The organism is Lysinibacillus telephonicus (genome assembly GCF_003966145.1).
Taxonomy (GTDB): domain Bacteria; phylum Bacillota; class Bacilli; order Bacillales_A; family Planococcaceae; genus Ureibacillus; species Ureibacillus telephonicus.
The window spans coordinates 1-15,883 of the sequence record NZ_RXNR01000030.1 but is presented as its reverse complement, the minus strand read 5'-3'; the positions used below and the strand labels follow the sequence as shown (position 1 = coordinate 15,883).

At 33.8% G+C, this 15,883-nt stretch carries 14 protein-coding genes; 3 read left to right on the top strand and 11 right to left on the bottom strand.

Annotated elements, in window-relative coordinates; translation table 11 throughout:
• Window positions 1-24: 24 nt before the first annotated feature.
• The 9 genes from EKG35_RS11635 to ezrA form a co-directional block, all read right to left on the bottom strand.
• On the bottom strand, window positions 25-954 hold the full coding sequence (locus EKG35_RS11635) for a class I SAM-dependent methyltransferase (RefSeq protein WP_126294628.1): 930 nt from the start codon (window positions 952-954) through the stop codon (window positions 25-27).
• Window positions 955-1,229: 275 nt separating this feature from the next.
• Window positions 1,230-1,739: a thiol peroxidase gene (gene tpx / locus EKG35_RS11630; protein ID WP_126294627.1), complete on the bottom strand. Its 510-nt coding sequence runs from the start codon at window positions 1,737-1,739 to the stop codon at window positions 1,230-1,232.
• A gap of 171 nt (window positions 1,740-1,910) precedes the next feature.
• Entirely contained in the window at window positions 1,911-2,513 is a 603-nt protein-coding gene (locus tag EKG35_RS11625) for an RDD family protein (protein ID WP_126294626.1), read from the bottom strand.
• Window positions 2,514-2,525: 12 nt separating this feature from the next.
• On the bottom strand, window positions 2,526-3,536 hold the full coding sequence (sppA, locus tag EKG35_RS11620) for a signal peptide peptidase SppA (RefSeq protein WP_126294625.1): 1,011 nt from the start codon (window positions 3,534-3,536) through the stop codon (window positions 2,526-2,528).
• 321 nt (window positions 3,537-3,857) lie between these two features.
• Complete coding sequence (mbcS, locus tag EKG35_RS11615) at window positions 3,858-5,444, bottom strand: acyl-CoA synthetase MbcS (protein WP_126294624.1); 1,587 nt, start codon at window positions 5,442-5,444, stop codon at window positions 3,858-3,860.
• A 207-nt stretch (window positions 5,445-5,651) separates the two neighbouring features.
• Complete coding sequence (locus tag EKG35_RS11610) at window positions 5,652-5,861, bottom strand: alpha/beta-type small acid-soluble spore protein (RefSeq protein WP_126294623.1); 210 nt, start codon at window positions 5,859-5,861, stop codon at window positions 5,652-5,654.
• A 96-nt stretch (window positions 5,862-5,957) separates the two neighbouring features.
• Window positions 5,958-7,163 (bottom strand): tRNA uracil 4-sulfurtransferase ThiI, encoded by a 1,206-nt coding sequence (gene thiI, locus EKG35_RS11605; protein WP_126294622.1) that lies wholly within the window; start codon window positions 7,161-7,163, stop codon window positions 5,958-5,960.
• Window positions 7,163-8,308, bottom strand: a complete 1,146-nt coding sequence (locus EKG35_RS11600) for a cysteine desulfurase family protein (RefSeq protein ID WP_126294621.1) — start codon at window positions 8,306-8,308, stop codon at window positions 7,163-7,165. The genes thiI and EKG35_RS11600 overlap by 1 nt, the downstream gene beginning before the upstream one ends.
• Window positions 8,309-8,728: 420 nt before the next feature.
• Complete coding sequence (gene ezrA / locus EKG35_RS11595; protein WP_126294620.1) at window positions 8,729-10,438, bottom strand: septation ring formation regulator EzrA; 1,710 nt, start codon at window positions 10,436-10,438, stop codon at window positions 8,729-8,731.
• Window positions 10,439-10,572: 134 nt separating this feature from the next.
• Here ezrA and hisJ point away from each other — a divergent pair, with 134 nt between their 5' ends.
• A complete protein-coding gene (gene hisJ, locus EKG35_RS11590; protein ID WP_126294619.1) occupies window positions 10,573-11,364 on the top strand; it encodes a histidinol-phosphatase HisJ in 792 nt (263 codons plus the stop codon).
• Between the two features lie 20 nt (window positions 11,365-11,384).
• Window positions 11,385-11,864: a GAF domain-containing protein gene (locus EKG35_RS11585; RefSeq protein WP_126294618.1), complete on the top strand. Its 480-nt coding sequence runs from the start codon at window positions 11,385-11,387 to the stop codon at window positions 11,862-11,864.
• A gap of 122 nt (window positions 11,865-11,986) precedes the next feature.
• On the opposite strand, the gene EKG35_RS11580 is transcribed toward EKG35_RS11585, so the two are convergent.
• Window positions 11,987-13,858 carry a sensor domain-containing diguanylate cyclase gene (locus EKG35_RS11580; RefSeq protein ID WP_126294617.1) on the bottom strand — a complete coding sequence of 624 codons (1,872 nt, stop codon included), beginning with the start codon at window positions 13,856-13,858 and terminating at the stop codon, window positions 11,987-11,989.
• A gap of 525 nt (window positions 13,859-14,383) precedes the next feature.
• Between EKG35_RS11580 and rpsD the strand changes: the two genes are divergently transcribed.
• The gene (gene rpsD, locus EKG35_RS11575) at window positions 14,384-14,986 is read left to right on the top strand and encodes a 30S ribosomal protein S4 (RefSeq protein ID WP_126294616.1); all 603 of its coding nucleotides are present in this window, start codon (window positions 14,384-14,386) and stop codon (window positions 14,984-14,986) included.
• 444 nt (window positions 14,987-15,430) lie between these two features.
• Here rpsD and EKG35_RS11570 read toward each other — a convergent pair whose 3' ends face one another.
• Complete coding sequence (locus EKG35_RS11570; protein ID WP_126294615.1) at window positions 15,431-15,559, bottom strand: YjcZ family sporulation protein; 129 nt, start codon at window positions 15,557-15,559, stop codon at window positions 15,431-15,433.
• Window positions 15,560-15,883: the final 324 nt, after the last annotated feature.

Genomic DNA, 15,883 nt, shown 5'->3' with positions numbered 1-15,883 from the left:
TCTGAAAAGTCCCTGCTCTTTTATTTATTTGTTTTTCTTCCACACTTGCACCTTTTCAAAAAACATCGATAATGCTTGTTTATTGGACATGTTTGGAACTTTCGCTAATAGCACTTCACGTGGTGCTCTTAAGGTTTTACTTTGTTTTTGTATAATAAGTAAACTTTTTTCATGTGCCTTTGAAGCAAATAAATTTTCTGGTAGCTGAATGACTGCTTGAATCCAGGCATGCTTTTTTAAGAATTTATGTAAATCCTTTGCTTGCTCTGTTTCAAATAAATTGGCTGGTATTAGAAGGAATAAGTAGCCGCCATCTTTAGTATGATTCATTGATTGTTCAATAAATAGATGGTGAGCATAGCTCATCCCTTCATGTGCGCATAATTCATAATCAAGCGCTACTTCTTCATTCGGGTAATATCCAACTGGCAGATCACAAACAACTGCATCTACAGGATCCACTAGCATTTTTTGCAGTGCATCTTGATGATAAAGTACTACTGGCTGTTCAATTAATTCAGCAGTATCTGCAGCTAACCTAATGAGCAACTCATCCACCTCAATACCAGTTGCTGAAACCTTCCCATCAAGTAAGTTCATTACAGTAAGCAGTAAATTTCCTGTTCCTAAAGCGGGATCCAATACAGATAATTGGCTATTTTTTAATTGATCTTCATAAAATTGCTCAACAAAGTAGCCAACTAAAATACCTAGTGTATCAGGGGTCATTTGATGATTTGGCTGTGAAGTTTTTCGCATACCCTTTAAAATAGCAATTTGGATAGCTTTTCGAATTTCTTCTTTTGAAGCGTCTTTTCCTATCCATGTATCTTTTTCATCGAGTATGTTCTCTAAAGATTGTAAAACACCCTCTAAAAAAGAAATGCTTTCACTTTGTTCATATTTTTCTGCTTTCTCATTAATATACGAAAATATTTGCTCAAACTTTTCCATAATAAACTCCTTTTTAAATGAACAACCCACTCAGAAATTGAGTGGGTCAACATTTATAAATCAATTACGCCTTAGCGAAATTTCACCTGTCGCTTGAGTACAGCTATATGTGTCCGGATTTTGAGTCATTTCCTCTACTAAATCCGTTGCATCCGCTGGAGGCTTTATCTTCATTCGGTCATTAGTGATTCACCAAATAAAAATAAACATCAAATTTGTTTGACATAACGACACTATCTTATATTACTATAATAAATTACGAAAGTTAAACAATATTATTTCGCTAATTCAGCTTTAACAGCTTCAATTGCAGCTTCATAATTCGGATGACTTGTACCTTCTGGAACATACTCTACATATGTAACCGTACCTTCTTTATCAATAACAAATACTGCACGTGCAAGTAGACGGTATTCTTTCATATGCACACCATAAGCTTCTCCAAATGATAAATCACGGTGATCTGATACAGTATTTACTCCATCAATGCCTGCTGCTGCACACCATCTTTTTTGTGCAAAAGGCAAGTCAACAGATACTGTATAAAATGCTACATCTCCACCTAAGCTTGATACTTCTTCATTGAATCTACGTGTCTCAGCATCACACACACCTGTATCTAATGAAGGAACAGAAGCAATTAAACGGACTTTTCCCTCAGAATCCTTTAAGCTAACTTCCGATAAATCGTTTGCTAATACAGTAAAGTCTGGTGCTTTATCCCCTACTTTTACTTCATTTCCTACTAGTGTTACAGGACTATTTTTAAATGTTACTTGAGCCATTATGAAAACCTCCTTTTATTATCTAATCTTACTAAAGATATTTCCATTTTTGCAAATAACTTATCTTACAATATTTAACGTGAAACCACTTAATAAAAATAGCGCTTAAAGCAGGGCCATGAACTTCAGACAAAAGCAATATTTGTGCTGTAATTTTCTCTTACTTAATAATTACATTGATGGTGTGATAGAGTTTTCCGATCCGTAATCTTCTGCTCTCTCTGTAATAACTTCCTTTTTATTTTTCATATATACCTTTTCATGTACAACAATTGTGTCAGCAATTATATCTTGCAATCCATTATTTTTCGGCATAAATGCAACCATTATATAAATAATGGTGATTGTATTACAAATAAAACGGCCAATTATTTCACGGAATAAGACTGTCAACCAGTCCAACTTCTCACCATCTACCCGTTTCACTTTAATGCCAAAAATCATTTTCCCAACTGTTTGTTGCCAAATCTTTGTTGTAATAACGAAATAGCTGTAATAGAATACCGCTGAAATAATCGTCATTGGGGCATACCAGTTTGATTCTGATAAACTCCAGTCAAAAAGGTGGAAAATTGGTTTTACTAATATACCCACTATTGCACTTACAATTAATGAATCAAAAGCAAAAGCCCAAAATCTTATCCAAAAACCAGCCGTTTTTTCTTCATAATGATCCACAATTGTTTTTGTAGTATGTTGTTCTAGTTCCAGAGAGGATTCTTCACTTGTTTCAATATCATTAACATTTGAGTCTCCATTTTCTAAATGTGACATCTAATCCCCTCCTTAATATTCACCATATAAGTACATCATTCTAGGTACTTCATTTGACGCCATTAACTTTTTGATTAATTGCTCCTCAGCTGAAAGTCCGAAGAACGAACCGATCTTAACTCCTAGTAATGATGTAAAGTCTCCATAGCTAGTGTCGTACTCAAATAACTCTGCATCTTCTAAACCATAATCTGCACGAATTGATGCAATTGTTTCCTCAAGGCCGCCAAGTTCATCAACAAGTCCTGCTTTTACAGCTTGAGAACCACCTAAAATTCTTCCGTCTGCCACTTTTTTCACATCCGCTTCAGACATTCCTCTACCTTGTTCAACTACATCAACAAACGCCTCATAAGACTCGTTTATCATTTCCTGAACCATAGCTTTTTCTTCTTCTGTTGTTTCTCTTGTACCGCCAAACATATCCTTATGTTCGCCGGATTTAATTGTTTCAAATTTAATTCCAACCTTATCGGCTAATTCCGCGAAATTATAACTTTGCATAATAACACCTATTGAGCCGGTAATTGTTTCACGATGTGCAAATATTTTATCTGCTGGTGCTGATATGTAATAACCTCCTGAAGCAGCATATGAACCCATTGAAACATAAATCGGAATATTTCTTTGTTCTTTAATTTCAACCAGTTTATCGTGAATTTCAGCTGATTCAATAACACCGCCGCCTGGTGAATTAACTTCTAGTACAACAGCTTGAATTGTGTCATCATATAAAATATTTTCTAATTGAGCTAAGAAAGCCTGATGGTCATATTCAACCGTACTCCATGCAGTGCTTGAACCAATATCCTGTATTGTTCCGTCTACTGATAGTAAAGCAATTCGCTGATCAAAGTCTCCTGGTTCTAATACCGTTTCAAACATTTCTGTTTCTGTACTGATTAGACTATCAAAATCACTAAAGAAATTTGTTTTTAGCATAGTAAAAACGGTGTTAATACCAATTGAAAAAACAAGTAAAACTACTGCAAATCCTAAAGCAAGCCATCTTTTTGTATTCATTTAATAATTCCTCCTCCATCCATACATACGTATTTGTTAACCATTTGTTTCAAAAAATTTCATCTTTTTTTAAATTTTACTTAAAAGAGTTCATAAAAAAGCTATGTATTGTAGATTTCAAGTGATTCTACGTAGTATTTGCAATGAAAACTTCTTTTTATAATTCTCTATAAAATATTAACAAAAACCACTTCATTTTGCTTACGCAATGGTTTATCCCTTAAATACAATACAAAAAAGACTAAAAAGTTAGTTATTAACCACTTTTTAGCCTCTTTATTTCGACATTATTCCCTAGGAAATAATGAAAGAATTTTTATTTTATTGATGAATTTCCTTACTTAGCTCCTTTTGACGCAGCTCAATTCTTCTAATTTTTCCGGATGATGTTTTCGGTAATTCATCGATAAACTCGATTGCTCTTGGATATTTATAAGGAGCAGTAATCGTTTTTACATGATCCTGTAATTCTTTAATTATAGTAGGACTCGATTTTAACAGAGGGTCTCTTAAAACGACGAATGCTTTAACGATATTGCCTCTAATCTCATCTGGACTTGCAACTACCGCGCATTCTTTTACTGCTGGATGTTTTACTAGGGCATCCTCTACTTCGAACGGACCAATTGTATAACCTGAAGAAATGATAATATCATCTCCACGTCCTTCAAACCAAAAATAACCGTCTTCATCCTTATATGCACGATCTCCTGTTAAGAACCATTCACCACGATATTGACTTTTAGTACGCTCTTCCTCTTTTAAATAGCCTTTAAATAAAGCTGGTGTTGAAGAGTGAACAGCAATATCGCCTACTTCACCTGGTTTAGTCGGTTCACCTAGGTCATTAATTACCTCTACTATATTGCCCGGCGTTGGTTTACCCATTGAACCTGGTTTTGGTTTCATATCAATTAATGTACCGACTAACAATGTATTTTCCGTTTGTCCATATCCATCTCGAACTTGAAGAGAAAATACTTCTAAAAATTTATTGATTACTTCACTGTTCAACGGTTCTCCAGCTGATACTGCACTTTTAATGCTGGATAAGTCATATTGTGATAGTTGATCAACCTTTGCCATTAAACGATATTCAGTTGGTGTACAACACAATACGTTTATTTGATAATCTTGCAGCATTTGAAGATATTCTTGCGGCTCAAACCGTCCAATATGAACAAATGCTGTCGCACCGCTTCCCAAAGTTGCTAAGAAAGGACTCCAAATCCACTTTTGCCAGCCAGGAGCTGCAGTTGCCCAAACAATATCACCTTCTTCTACACCTAACCAATGTGCAGCAGTTGTACGTAAATGAGCATATCCCCAACCGTGTGAATGAACTACACCTTTTGGATTCCCCGTTGTTCCACTTGTATAAGATAAAAATGCGATATCAGAATTTTTCGTTCCAACACCCTCAAATTCATCCGATAAATTATCTAAATTATTGTTAATTGAAATCCACTGTTCTTGTGATTCTCCATATACAAAAAGTTTTAATCCACCTAAATTTTGCACATCATCGAATTGTGCAATTTCGTTTTCAAATGCGACAATTGCCTTTGCATTAGAGTGGGATATACGATAATCAATATCCTTCGCTCTTAACATTTCAGAACTCGGGATAATTGTTAGTCCTGCTTTTAACGCTCCGATGTATGTAATATATGCTTCTTCTGAGCGTGGTACCATTATTAGTATGACATCACCTTTTTTTAGTCCATTACTTTTAAATAAATTAGCAATTTTATTTGCTTTTTTTATTAAATCCGAATACGATATTCTTTTTATTTCTCCGTTTTCTTGATGAATTATTAATGCGATTTTCTTATCAGTTCTAGCATATTTTTCAATCTCATCTACTATATTGTAATTCTCAGGAGCTAATAAATCTTCTCTTTTCATCATAATCCCCCTTCGAGTATCTATTTAGATACATTATTCTAATTATAATTATATTCATTTAAAATATCAAAATATTCCTCGAAAGAGAGTTAATTTCGTATTAAGTGCAAATTTACCATAAAAAATAGATAATAAATGCTCATACTAAGTATAAAAAAACATATTAAAAAGCTAGCAGCATAAATGCTACTAGCCCTATTTTAATTCTTATTGGCCAGATGTACCACGTAATTGTGATTCAGCCATTTGTACAAGACGTTTAGTAATTTCTCCTCCGACTGACCCGTTTGCACGAGAAGACGCTTCAGGTCCGAGTTGAACACCAAACTCTTGCGCGATTTCATATTTCATTTGATCTAATGCTTGCTCAGCACCAGGTACTGTAAGCTTGTTTCTTCCGCTGTTGTTTGAAGCCATGTCTCTCACCTCCTTGTGCATATAGAATGTGCGATATCAGATTTTTAATACACAAAAGGTGAGAGGTAAATTGTTCTAGTTCTTTTCAAATCTTGGCTATAATAGATCTTCAAATTTATCTTTTTTCTTCTGTTCCGGGAACTTGTAAACTTCACGATTTCGTACTGCACGTTCAATCAATTCATCAAATTCAGTAAAGCTTTCATAGTAGTTTACTTTTTCAACTTTCGGTTTTGTTTTCGGATTTGCAGGTGTAAAGATTGTACAACAATCCTCATATGGTCGAATAGATGTTTCATACGTCCCAATTTGCTCTGCTATATCAATAATTTCAAGTTTGTCGAATGCGATAAGCGGTCTTAATATTGGTGTATTTGTTACATCATTTATAGCTGTTAAGCTCTCTAATGTTTGGCTCGCAACTTGTCCTAAACTTTCGCCTGTAACAATTCCCAGTGCACCAATATCTTCTCTTACTTTATCAGCAATACGCATCATCAATCTTCTTGTGGTTGTCATAATTGTATTAGCTGGTACTCGTTCCTTGATAAGGACTTGTATTTCTGTGAATGGAATGACATGAAGCCGAATGTTTGCACCGAATTTCGTTAATTCATTTGCTAAATCTTTCACCTTTTGCAATGAATTATCACTTGTATAAGGTGGACTAAAGAAATGGATTGCCTCTAAACGTACTCCACGCTTCATTAGCAGATAACCAGCAACAGGACTATCAATTCCTCCTGATAACATAAGAAGCGATTTGCCGTTTGAACCAACAGGCATTCCACCTGCACCTTGAATAATTTGTGCCATCATATAGATTGCATTTTTTCGCACCTCTACACGCAGCTCTACATCCGGTTTTTTCACATTCACTGAAATATTTGGGTTTTTACTTAGTACAGCGCCGCCAATTTCACGTTGAAGTTCATGAGATTCTAAAGGAAATGATTTATCTGAACGACGAACTTCCACTTTAAATGTGATTTGTCGATCTTTAAATTGTTCCATCACAGTTAACGCTAACTTTTTCATGTCCTCTAAATTTTTTTCACAAATTGAAACTGGACTAAATGATTGAATCCCAAATACTTTTGGCAATCTTTCCATCAAAACATCGTATTGTTCTTCATTCTCTATTTCTATATGCATTCGATCTCGCTCAGTTAAGATATTGAGCTGCCCGATATCTGAAAATGTATGGCGAATATTTGTGCGAAGTCTACTAATAAAATCCTTTTTATTTCTACCTTTTGTAGAAAGTTCTCCATAGCGGATTAAAATCTCTTTCCAAATCATTAATAATTTTCTCCTTTTAACTCTTTCATAATGCTTGTGAAAGCTTTTTTAAATTCATCAATATCCTCATCTGTATTTAAAGCACCGAAACTTAATCGAATAACTCCTTTTTTAAAGGGCTGATCAATTTTTAATGCTTCTACTACATGGCTTGTTTTCTTTTGTTTAGATGAACAAGCACTTGAAGTAGATACAATGATTCCTCTATTTTGTAATGCATTAATTAGTATTTCTCCTTTTAGATCTTTAACACTAAAGGATAAAATGTGTGGTGCACCATCTTCCGTCGATAATAAATGAATATTATCACCGAATTCCGTTAAAAATTTAATTAAGTCATTATGCCATTTTCGATATTTATCCATGCTTTTTTCTAATTGTTCTGTAGCGATTCGAGCAGCTTTTGCCAATGCAACAGCTTGGGGAACTGCAACTGTTCCACTGCGTAATCCACTTTCTTGTCCACCGCCAAGCAGCAGTGGAATAATACTCATTTTTTTTCTAAATGCAATTACTCCAGAGCCTTTTAAACCATGAATTTTATGACCAGAGATAGAAATGATATCAGGACCTGCGTCTGCATTAAAATAAATAGGAAGTTTACCAAAGCTTTGGACAGCATCAACATGAAATACAGCACGACTATTTTCATGAATAATTTTTGCAGCCTGTTCAATTGGCTGTATTGCACCAATTTCATTATTTACGTGCATAATACTCACAAGAACAGTATCTTTTCTAATTTTTTGCTGAAGTTCTTCCAGGGAGATTACACCAGTTTCATCAACTTGCAAATAATCAACTTCATAACCATCCTTTTGTAATGCTTTAATTGCTTCTAATATGGACGGATGTTCAATTTCAGTTGTAATTATATGTTTCCCTCTATGAGTATTTGCTTTTGGAACGCCAAATATTGCAAAGTTATTTGACTCAGTTCCTCCTGCTGTAAAGAGAACGTACTTATCTTCAGTATGAAGAATTTTTGCTATTTGACTGCGAGCTCGATCCAGCAATGTATTAGCATCAACACCAGCTTCATGAATAGAAGCTGGGTTGGCATAAAAAGATTCATTTACCTGAACAAATGTATCTAAAACCTCTTTATGTGGTTTTGTTGTAGCACTGTTGTCTAAATAGATCATTGGTATCCTACTTTCTTTTTTACTTTATAAGAATGGGGCCGTCCAAAAATTATGGGATGTCTCCCTTTGCACAAAGATGACGATGTTTTCGGCCATTCCAAGAAAATACATTTAAGTACTATCTTGTTAACAAAGTAAAGGCTGTTCAGAAATTCTACTTTCTGGACAGCCCCTTAATTCTTATTTTGAATAATGTCTAGTGTAAGCACCAAGCCCCTCGAAGTCGCGTTCTGCCCTCCGATAAAAGCTGCAAAGGTGCTTTCAATCCAAGGCTTACGATGAGCATGAGGTACAAGTATTGACACTGCCACAACAGCAATTGACGAAAGCACAACCGCAGAACCGGGACGTGGCGTTATTGTCGACCATCGCTTGCGCTTTTCTTATATTATAACGTCTTTGTCAATAGTCGTATACTAACTAGCTTTGTGATTTTTCATACATTTCTTCTTGAACAAGTTCTTCAATTCGTTTAATAGCACCTGGTTCTGCTGCTTCAACTGCTGCTGCTGCATCCTCTAATGCTTTTATGTAACGATACTGATGGAACGCTTCTTCTGCATCAAGCAACAACTGGTGTACACGCTGATTCGTTGCACGATAGCGATTTCCATATTGAATCATTCTTTCAATAAGCATAACATTCTCAATCATTTCTTTTGCATGACTATTTACTTCTTGAATGCATTTTTCAGCATTTTGCAAATTACTATGAACTAGATGCATATTTAATGGAACTTCCTGAAGACTTTGCATTACTATAAACAATTGCTCCTCCGCTTCTTCAATACGAGCATCCATTTCTTCTGGAATTCCAGGTATATTTGCTTTATTTAGTTGACGATCTGTATCTTGTAAAAGCTTTCGCAGAGAATCCAGCTGAGCTCTTGCTTTATTTTCATCGATTCGTAAATTTTTCAATCGATTAGAGAATTGCTCTTGCTCGTCTTTAATGCGTTCAATTTCTTCGCTAATTTCAATTAATTCTTCTTGCAAACTTGAATATGCGGATTTCTCTTCACGCACCCGTGATACTAATAATTCATATCTTTTTTGAATTACTTCAAGTTGCTTCAATCCAAGTTTAGGAATTTCAGCTTCCTTTTCAGATAAATGATAGCTATTTTGAACATAAACTGTTTCATTACTTACTTCTTTTGTTACTTTCAATACTTCATTTAATGAAGTAAATGTATGGTCGCAATTTTTATCAACATAATTTTTTGCAAGTACTTCTTTTTCAAGCAAATCATAGTAATGTTCAATTTCATCATTTATTTCCTCGATACGGGGCGCTACTATCGATACTTCAAGATTTGCTAATTGCTTTTTCAAAGTTTCTAATTCAGCTTCAAGTTTATCTAAATACTCTGTAAGCTCTAAATGGCGCAAGTAAAAAGATTGCTCTTCCATTTCCCTTTGGCCATTTCTTAATTCATGTATAGCGTTTGGAATTTTTGTTTGAATTTCAGTTAATAATGTCGGAACTTCATTCAACAGGTGGAACAAATTTTGAGATTCACTATTTAGTGCAAGAACTATTTCTCTCGCTTGCAAGTAGTTCCCTTCTTGTGTAAGGTTAACAAATTCATCGAATTTCGGCGTAATTTGTTCTACTAATTTTTCTAAGGAACTTAAAGCAGGGCCAAAGGAATATTGATGCGCTAATAATGTTTTGCGTGCAGAACGATATTGTTCTTTTAGTTGTTCAATTTCAATTCTATTTTTTTCTTCACTGCCAATTAATTCATCTAATTCATGTATAATTTGATTTTTACTTTGCTCGCATTTTTCAATATACTGTTCGATTTCACGTTCAACATGCGTTGCTTTTTTAAATTTAAAGCGATCTATGTATTCTTCAGCATCAAAAAGCATAGAATCAATTTTGATTACATGAACATCGATTACTTCTGTCCACATATTCCGCCAATGTTCAAACATTTCTTCTGTTTGACCGTTCATATTTAAAGCTTTTACTTTTGTTAGCTCCTCAAATATAGGATAATGCTGGATTTGCATTTTTTCATTTTCAAGTCGCTGTATAATAGCAGTATGTTTACGTCGGGTAAACAACCCTACAAAAAATAATGCTAATAGTACGATGACAATAATGATGATATACTTCATCGTAAGCCCCCTATTCCTTATCACTGCATTGGCTATTTTGTAACTATAATATACCATGTTTTTTATATTTTGTTTAAAAAAATAAAGGTTTTTTGCTAAAGTGAAGTAATATAAATGAATTGGAGGTTCGGATTTTGAAAAAAGATGGTCATATTCATACGCCTTTTTGTCCACATGGCACTACTGATCCTTTTGAAAAATATATCGAAAAAGCAATCGACAATAATTTTTCCCAAATTACCTTTACCGAGCATGCCCCACTACCGACAAATTTTGTAGATCCTACTCCTGATAAGGATAGTGGAATGAATCCAAAACTTTTAACCGCATATATTGAAAAATTAAAGCAGTTAAAAGCTGACTATGCAAAGGATATTACAATAAAGATTGGTTTAGAGGTAGATTATATAGTCGGCTATGAGACAGAAACACGCGCATTGCTCGATATTGTTGGTCCTCTTTTAGATGATGCAATATTATCTGTACACTTCTTAAAATTTAATGATACATATACATGCATAGACTTTTCAAAAGAAGTTTATTTGGATTTTGCTCAAAAAGTGGGCGGTATAGAAGCTTTATACAACTTATATTACGATACTGTGTTAAAATCGATTGATGCCAATTTAGGATACTTTAAACCTAAAAGAATTGGCCACCCTACACTAATTCATAAATTTCAGCTTGCTCATGGCGAAAAAATTCAGGATGATGATAGAATTATAGAAGTGTTAAATCATATGAAAGAAAAAGGTTATGAATTAGACGTAAATAGTGCTGGCCTAAGTAAATCTTATTGCAATGAACCTTATCCACCACTGCATTTGATCGACTATGCTCAATCTATTTCATTGCCGCTTGTTTTCGGCTCAGATGCACACTCTGTGAAAGATTTGCACCAACATTATGAAACTATTTTTAAATAAATTTTCCTTGGAGGTAAAAGATGTTTACAAAAATTAATTATGAAGGATCAGTTTTAGATCAATACAATACATTATCAAAACAATTAGCTGCTTTACTTGATGGAGAAACGAACAAAATTGCAAATTTAAGCAATGCATCTGCATTACTAAATCAATTTTTAGATAATATTAATTGGGTTGGTTTTTATTTAATGCAAAATGGCGAACTTGTCTTAGGACCATTCCAAGGGCTCCCAGCATGTGTTCGAATCCCTATGGGACGAGGCGTTTGTGGTACAGCGGTATCAAAAAATGAAACGATTGTTGTTGAGGATGTGCATGCATTCCCAGGTCATATTGCTTGTGATTCTGCATCAAATTCTGAAATCGTAATTCCTTTAACTAAAGATGGTGAAGTTATTGGTGTACTTGATATTGATAGCCCAATAAAAGGACGCTTTTCTTCAGAGGATCAAAAAGGGTTGGAGCTGTTTGTTGAAACATTAATTAAATATATTTAACAAACTATATCAAGCGTATAAAACTCGGTTCGTTCAATCGACTTTCTTAATCTGAAATAAAAAACTTACTGCATCTATTTGGAAGAAGACATTTTCTCCTAAATAGAGTGCAGTAAGTTTTTTTATGACTGAAATAACATAGATTCGTCAAAGACACAAACTTGATTTTTACCATTATTTTTCGCGTTATATAATGCCATATCTGCTTGTAAAAAGATGGATTGGAATTCGAGAGGCTGCTGCTTTTTCCAAGTGATTAACCCAGCAGAAATAGTAACCTTTGGATCTGTAGTCTCTGGTATAGCTTCAACAATATGCTTTGAAAGCTTAATTGCCTCATCATTTAAGATATTCGGGACATACACTGCCATTTCTTCTCCACCCCAACGAGCACATATTCCACGTGTTCCAATAATATTGATTAGCTGCTCGCCAATTTGTATTAATATTTCATCTCCAACTTGATGCCCATACGTATCATTAATCAATTTGAAATTGTCTATATCAATGAGCAAGAACATTCCTGAATCATCATTTTGCAATGCTTTTTCCACAAACTTATCTAAATAACTACGAGCATATAATCTTGTTAAATGATCATGGTCTACCATTTCTTGCAATTGATTTCGAAGTATAGAATTGGCAATTGCTAGTGAAGAGTGGTGAATCAATGATTGCATTAGTTTAAAACTATCAAACGAGAAAAAGTACGAATCGCGATGCAGTACGATGCTAAATCCATTTATATGCTGTTCAACAACCATCGGAATAGCCATTAATGATTTATAATGAACTTCTTGCGAAATAAGACGACTAAAATCTGCTATAAACAAAGAATCTTGACTGTTTTCAAAATGCTTCGTTACATGATCTATGTAAAGCTTTCCTTCATCTGATTTAAATAATTTTGTCGATGCTTCGGTAAGTTTAAATTCATTTTTTTCTTTGAAAACAAAGCAAAGTTCCATTGGCTGGAATGATTTCATTAATTGTTTTTGAAGAAACATAAACATCTCATTAATATCTAACTTCATATTTAAACGATGCGAGGTTTCATTTATTAACTGTAAATCACTGATTAACCGGTGTGATTGATGATAAAGTTTTGCATTTTCCAGTGCATTCCCTGACGCATGTGCGAGCATTCTAATAAAATCTTTTTGTGTTGGAGAAAAAGTGTAAGAAATTGGAGCACTTACTTGTAAAATACCATAAATAGCTTGTCGTCCTTTTATCGGTGCATTTAATAGACATCGGTTTAAATCATCTGCTAATTCTGTAGTTATTCCACCCGATACAAATGCTTCAATTACTGATGGACGCTCTGATAGATAGTCGAAAGGTTTTATTTGCACCTTTGTTTGACGATCTTGATCGTTAGATAAAATCAACTCAACATCAAAATTTGGAAAGTTTTCTTGAATCGTTATCAACACATTTTCTAAAATCAAATCAATGTCCATTGTAGAATGGAATAAATCCGTCATATTATATAATTTTCTATACTGGCTTTCGTTTTGACGAACTTCCAAATTTTCATTTAACATGTGTATTACTTTTATAACGCTTTTTATAAATTCTTCAAAAAACTCAGATTCAGAAAAGGCATACCATTTTGGAGTAGGCTTCAATAGCAAGACACCCCGAATATTAATGTGATCAACCTTTAACATTGCCATATGAGATAAGTGTTGAAATTCATTTATACTTTTTAAAAACTCTGGAATTTCTATTACCCTTTTATGTTCAAAATATGATTCCAGCAATCCCCATACTATTCCGCTAAAATTAATTTCGTATGTTGGATTTATGTTAAAAGGTTTTAAATTTTCTCCTTCATATAAAAGAAAATAACATTCATCAATATCGAAATGATGATTTAAGCACTTATAAAGCAATGTAGAAGTTTCGTTATTATGCTTATCAACAGAACTTACACATATGTTTAATAAATCAGATTTGATATTAACTAATGTCTGCTGATGCCCTATCATAAAATCACCTTTTCTTTTATCTTAAAGAAATAATTACTATAAACTTATAGTAAAGTATACACTTTTCATGTCTATATGACTATAAAATTGTGGAAATATGGATTTTTCAGTTTTAATTTTACTATTATCTTCATATTATAAAAGATTATTCGACTTAACAATTAGTTAAATGCAATTCTCAATAATTAATGATATTATTTCTTGACGTTATTTAGAAAAAATAATACAATTGACTTTGTGTAAAATAAACGCAGCAGTTGTATAAGCTGTGCATGTATTTTATTCCTCTACAAAGGAAAGATCCAGTACGTGTTGGACTAGCGGACGTTCTTCGCTTATCTTATTCGTTCTCCGCTTTTCTATGTAGATGGTGTATTGTGTAACCCTTTCGGCTGCAAGGGCGAAGATACATGAAAATAAAATACTGCAAGTGTCGGGTACAACTGGTTTTTGTTTTACAAATACTGATACGAAACTTGATGTTTCAATCAGTGCAAAAAACCAAATTTAAAGGAGGAGACAACTATGTCTCGTTATACAGGTCCATCTTGGAAAGTGTCTCGTCGCCTTGGTATTTCTTTAAGCGGCACAGGTAAAGAATTAGAAAAACGCCCTTATGCACCAGGTCAACACGGTCCAAACCAACGTAAAAAATTATCTGAATATGGTTTACAATTACAAGAAAAACAAAAACTTCGTCATATGTATGGTATGACTGAACGTCAATTTAAAAACCTATTCAACAAAGCTGGTAAATTACAAGGTCTACACGGTGAAAACTTCATGATTCTTCTTGAAACTCGCCTTGACAACTTAGTTTACCGTTTAGGTTTGGCTCGCACTCGTCGTGGAGCTCGTCAATTAGTTAACCATGGTCACATTTTAGTAGATGGCAAACGCGTTGACATCCCTTCATACAGCGTTAAACCAGGTCAAACGATTTCTCTTCGTGAAAAATCTCAAAACCTTGCTGTAGTAAATGAAGCTATCGAAGTAAACAACTTCGTACCAGATTATTTAACATTTGACGCTGACAAAAAAGAAGGTACATTTGTACGTCTTCCTGAGCGTTCTGAATTATCAGCTGAAATCCAAGAATCATTAATCGTTGAGTTCTACTCTCGTTAATCTTTTTGGTAAGATAAGAAGTATTTTACTAAACCTCGAAACATCGGCAATGCCTTTGTTTTCGAGGTTTTTTCTTAATTTAAATACTTTTTTAACTCTTATATTGTTTTTGACGGCACTGAAAGACAAAAATCATTTGTGCAGATGTACATACATAATTATAAAAAGCCACTTAATAGTGGCTTTCAGAGTGTAGACAAAGTCAATTTTGAATTTGTCTACACTCTTTTTTCATTAATTTATTTAGAATCAACTAGCCAAACTGTCTTGAAAACACTTATCAAACAGTTTAACTCTGAATCAAAAACACAGCGGCAGATACAACGCAGTATGAAAGATTTATCAACAGCCTGAAAATGACCAGAGTTAAATACTGGTCATTGTAAACTAATATCTAACTTGGATGTCATGAGAGGTAGGTGGAATTCTTTATTCAGTTAAATATTAGTAGGAATCTTTCATAAATGCAGTGCCGACAATGATTAATAAAATAAAGAGAACAACGATTAATGCAAAGTTATTGTCTTTGCGATCGTAAGCTCCACCTACATAGTTGTTATCATAGCCTCCCATAAATCCACACCTCCTTTATTCTAGATAATATAATTTATGATTTACTTTAAAATCGTTATAGTATAAACGTGGAATTTCAAACAAAAGTATAAATAAATGAAAAACAGTCCTCCACAATTAATGAGCATGAACTTGAAGTGTCAAACAATATTATACTGAAAGTTCAAAAAATTATTGAATAAAATTATTTTTTCAATGTGATGTCACTAGTGTTGCATAAATAGTGTCATAATTTTCAGTTTACTCACCTTCCCTGTTTAGAGGCAAAAAAGTAAATACCCAATCAAAGGTGTCCCCATCCATTTGGAAATTTATTTACAATTA

Excerpts from the sequence above, each read along its gene's own strand:
- EKG35_RS11635 (WP_126294628.1), bottom strand. The coding sequence starts at position 954 with ATGGAAAAGTTTGAGCAAATATTTTCGTATATTAATGAGAAAGCAGAA.
- tpx (WP_126294627.1), bottom strand. The coding sequence starts at position 1,739 with ATGGCTCAAGTAACATTTAAAAATAGTCCTGTAACACTAGTAGGAAAT.
- EKG35_RS11625 (WP_126294626.1), bottom strand. The coding sequence starts at position 2,513 with ATGTCACATTTAGAAAATGGAGACTCAAATGTTAATGATATTGAAACA.
- sppA (WP_126294625.1), bottom strand. The coding sequence starts at position 3,536 with ATGAATACAAAAAGATGGCTTGCTTTAGGATTTGCAGTAGTTTTACTT.
- mbcS (WP_126294624.1), bottom strand. The coding sequence starts at position 5,444 with ATGAAAAGAGAAGATTTATTAGCTCCTGAGAATTACAATATAGTAGAT.
- EKG35_RS11610 (WP_126294623.1), bottom strand. The coding sequence starts at position 5,861 with ATGGCTTCAAACAACAGCGGAAGAAACAAGCTTACAGTACCTGGTGCT.
- thiI (WP_126294622.1), bottom strand. The coding sequence starts at position 7,163 with ATGATTTGGAAAGAGATTTTAATCCGCTATGGAGAACTTTCTACAAAA.
- EKG35_RS11600 (WP_126294621.1), bottom strand. The coding sequence starts at position 8,308 with ATGATCTATTTAGACAACAGTGCTACAACAAAACCACATAAAGAGGTT.
- ezrA (WP_126294620.1), bottom strand. The coding sequence starts at position 10,438 with ATGAAGTATATCATCATTATTGTCATCGTACTATTAGCATTATTTTTT.
- EKG35_RS11585 (WP_126294618.1), top strand. The coding sequence starts at position 11,385 with ATGTTTACAAAAATTAATTATGAAGGATCAGTTTTAGATCAATACAAT.
- EKG35_RS11580 (WP_126294617.1), bottom strand. The coding sequence starts at position 13,858 with ATGATAGGGCATCAGCAGACATTAGTTAATATCAAATCTGATTTATTA.
- rpsD (WP_126294616.1), top strand. The coding sequence starts at position 14,384 with ATGTCTCGTTATACAGGTCCATCTTGGAAAGTGTCTCGTCGCCTTGGT.
- EKG35_RS11570 (WP_126294615.1), bottom strand. The coding sequence starts at position 15,559 with ATGGGAGGCTATGATAACAACTATGTAGGTGGAGCTTACGATCGCAAA.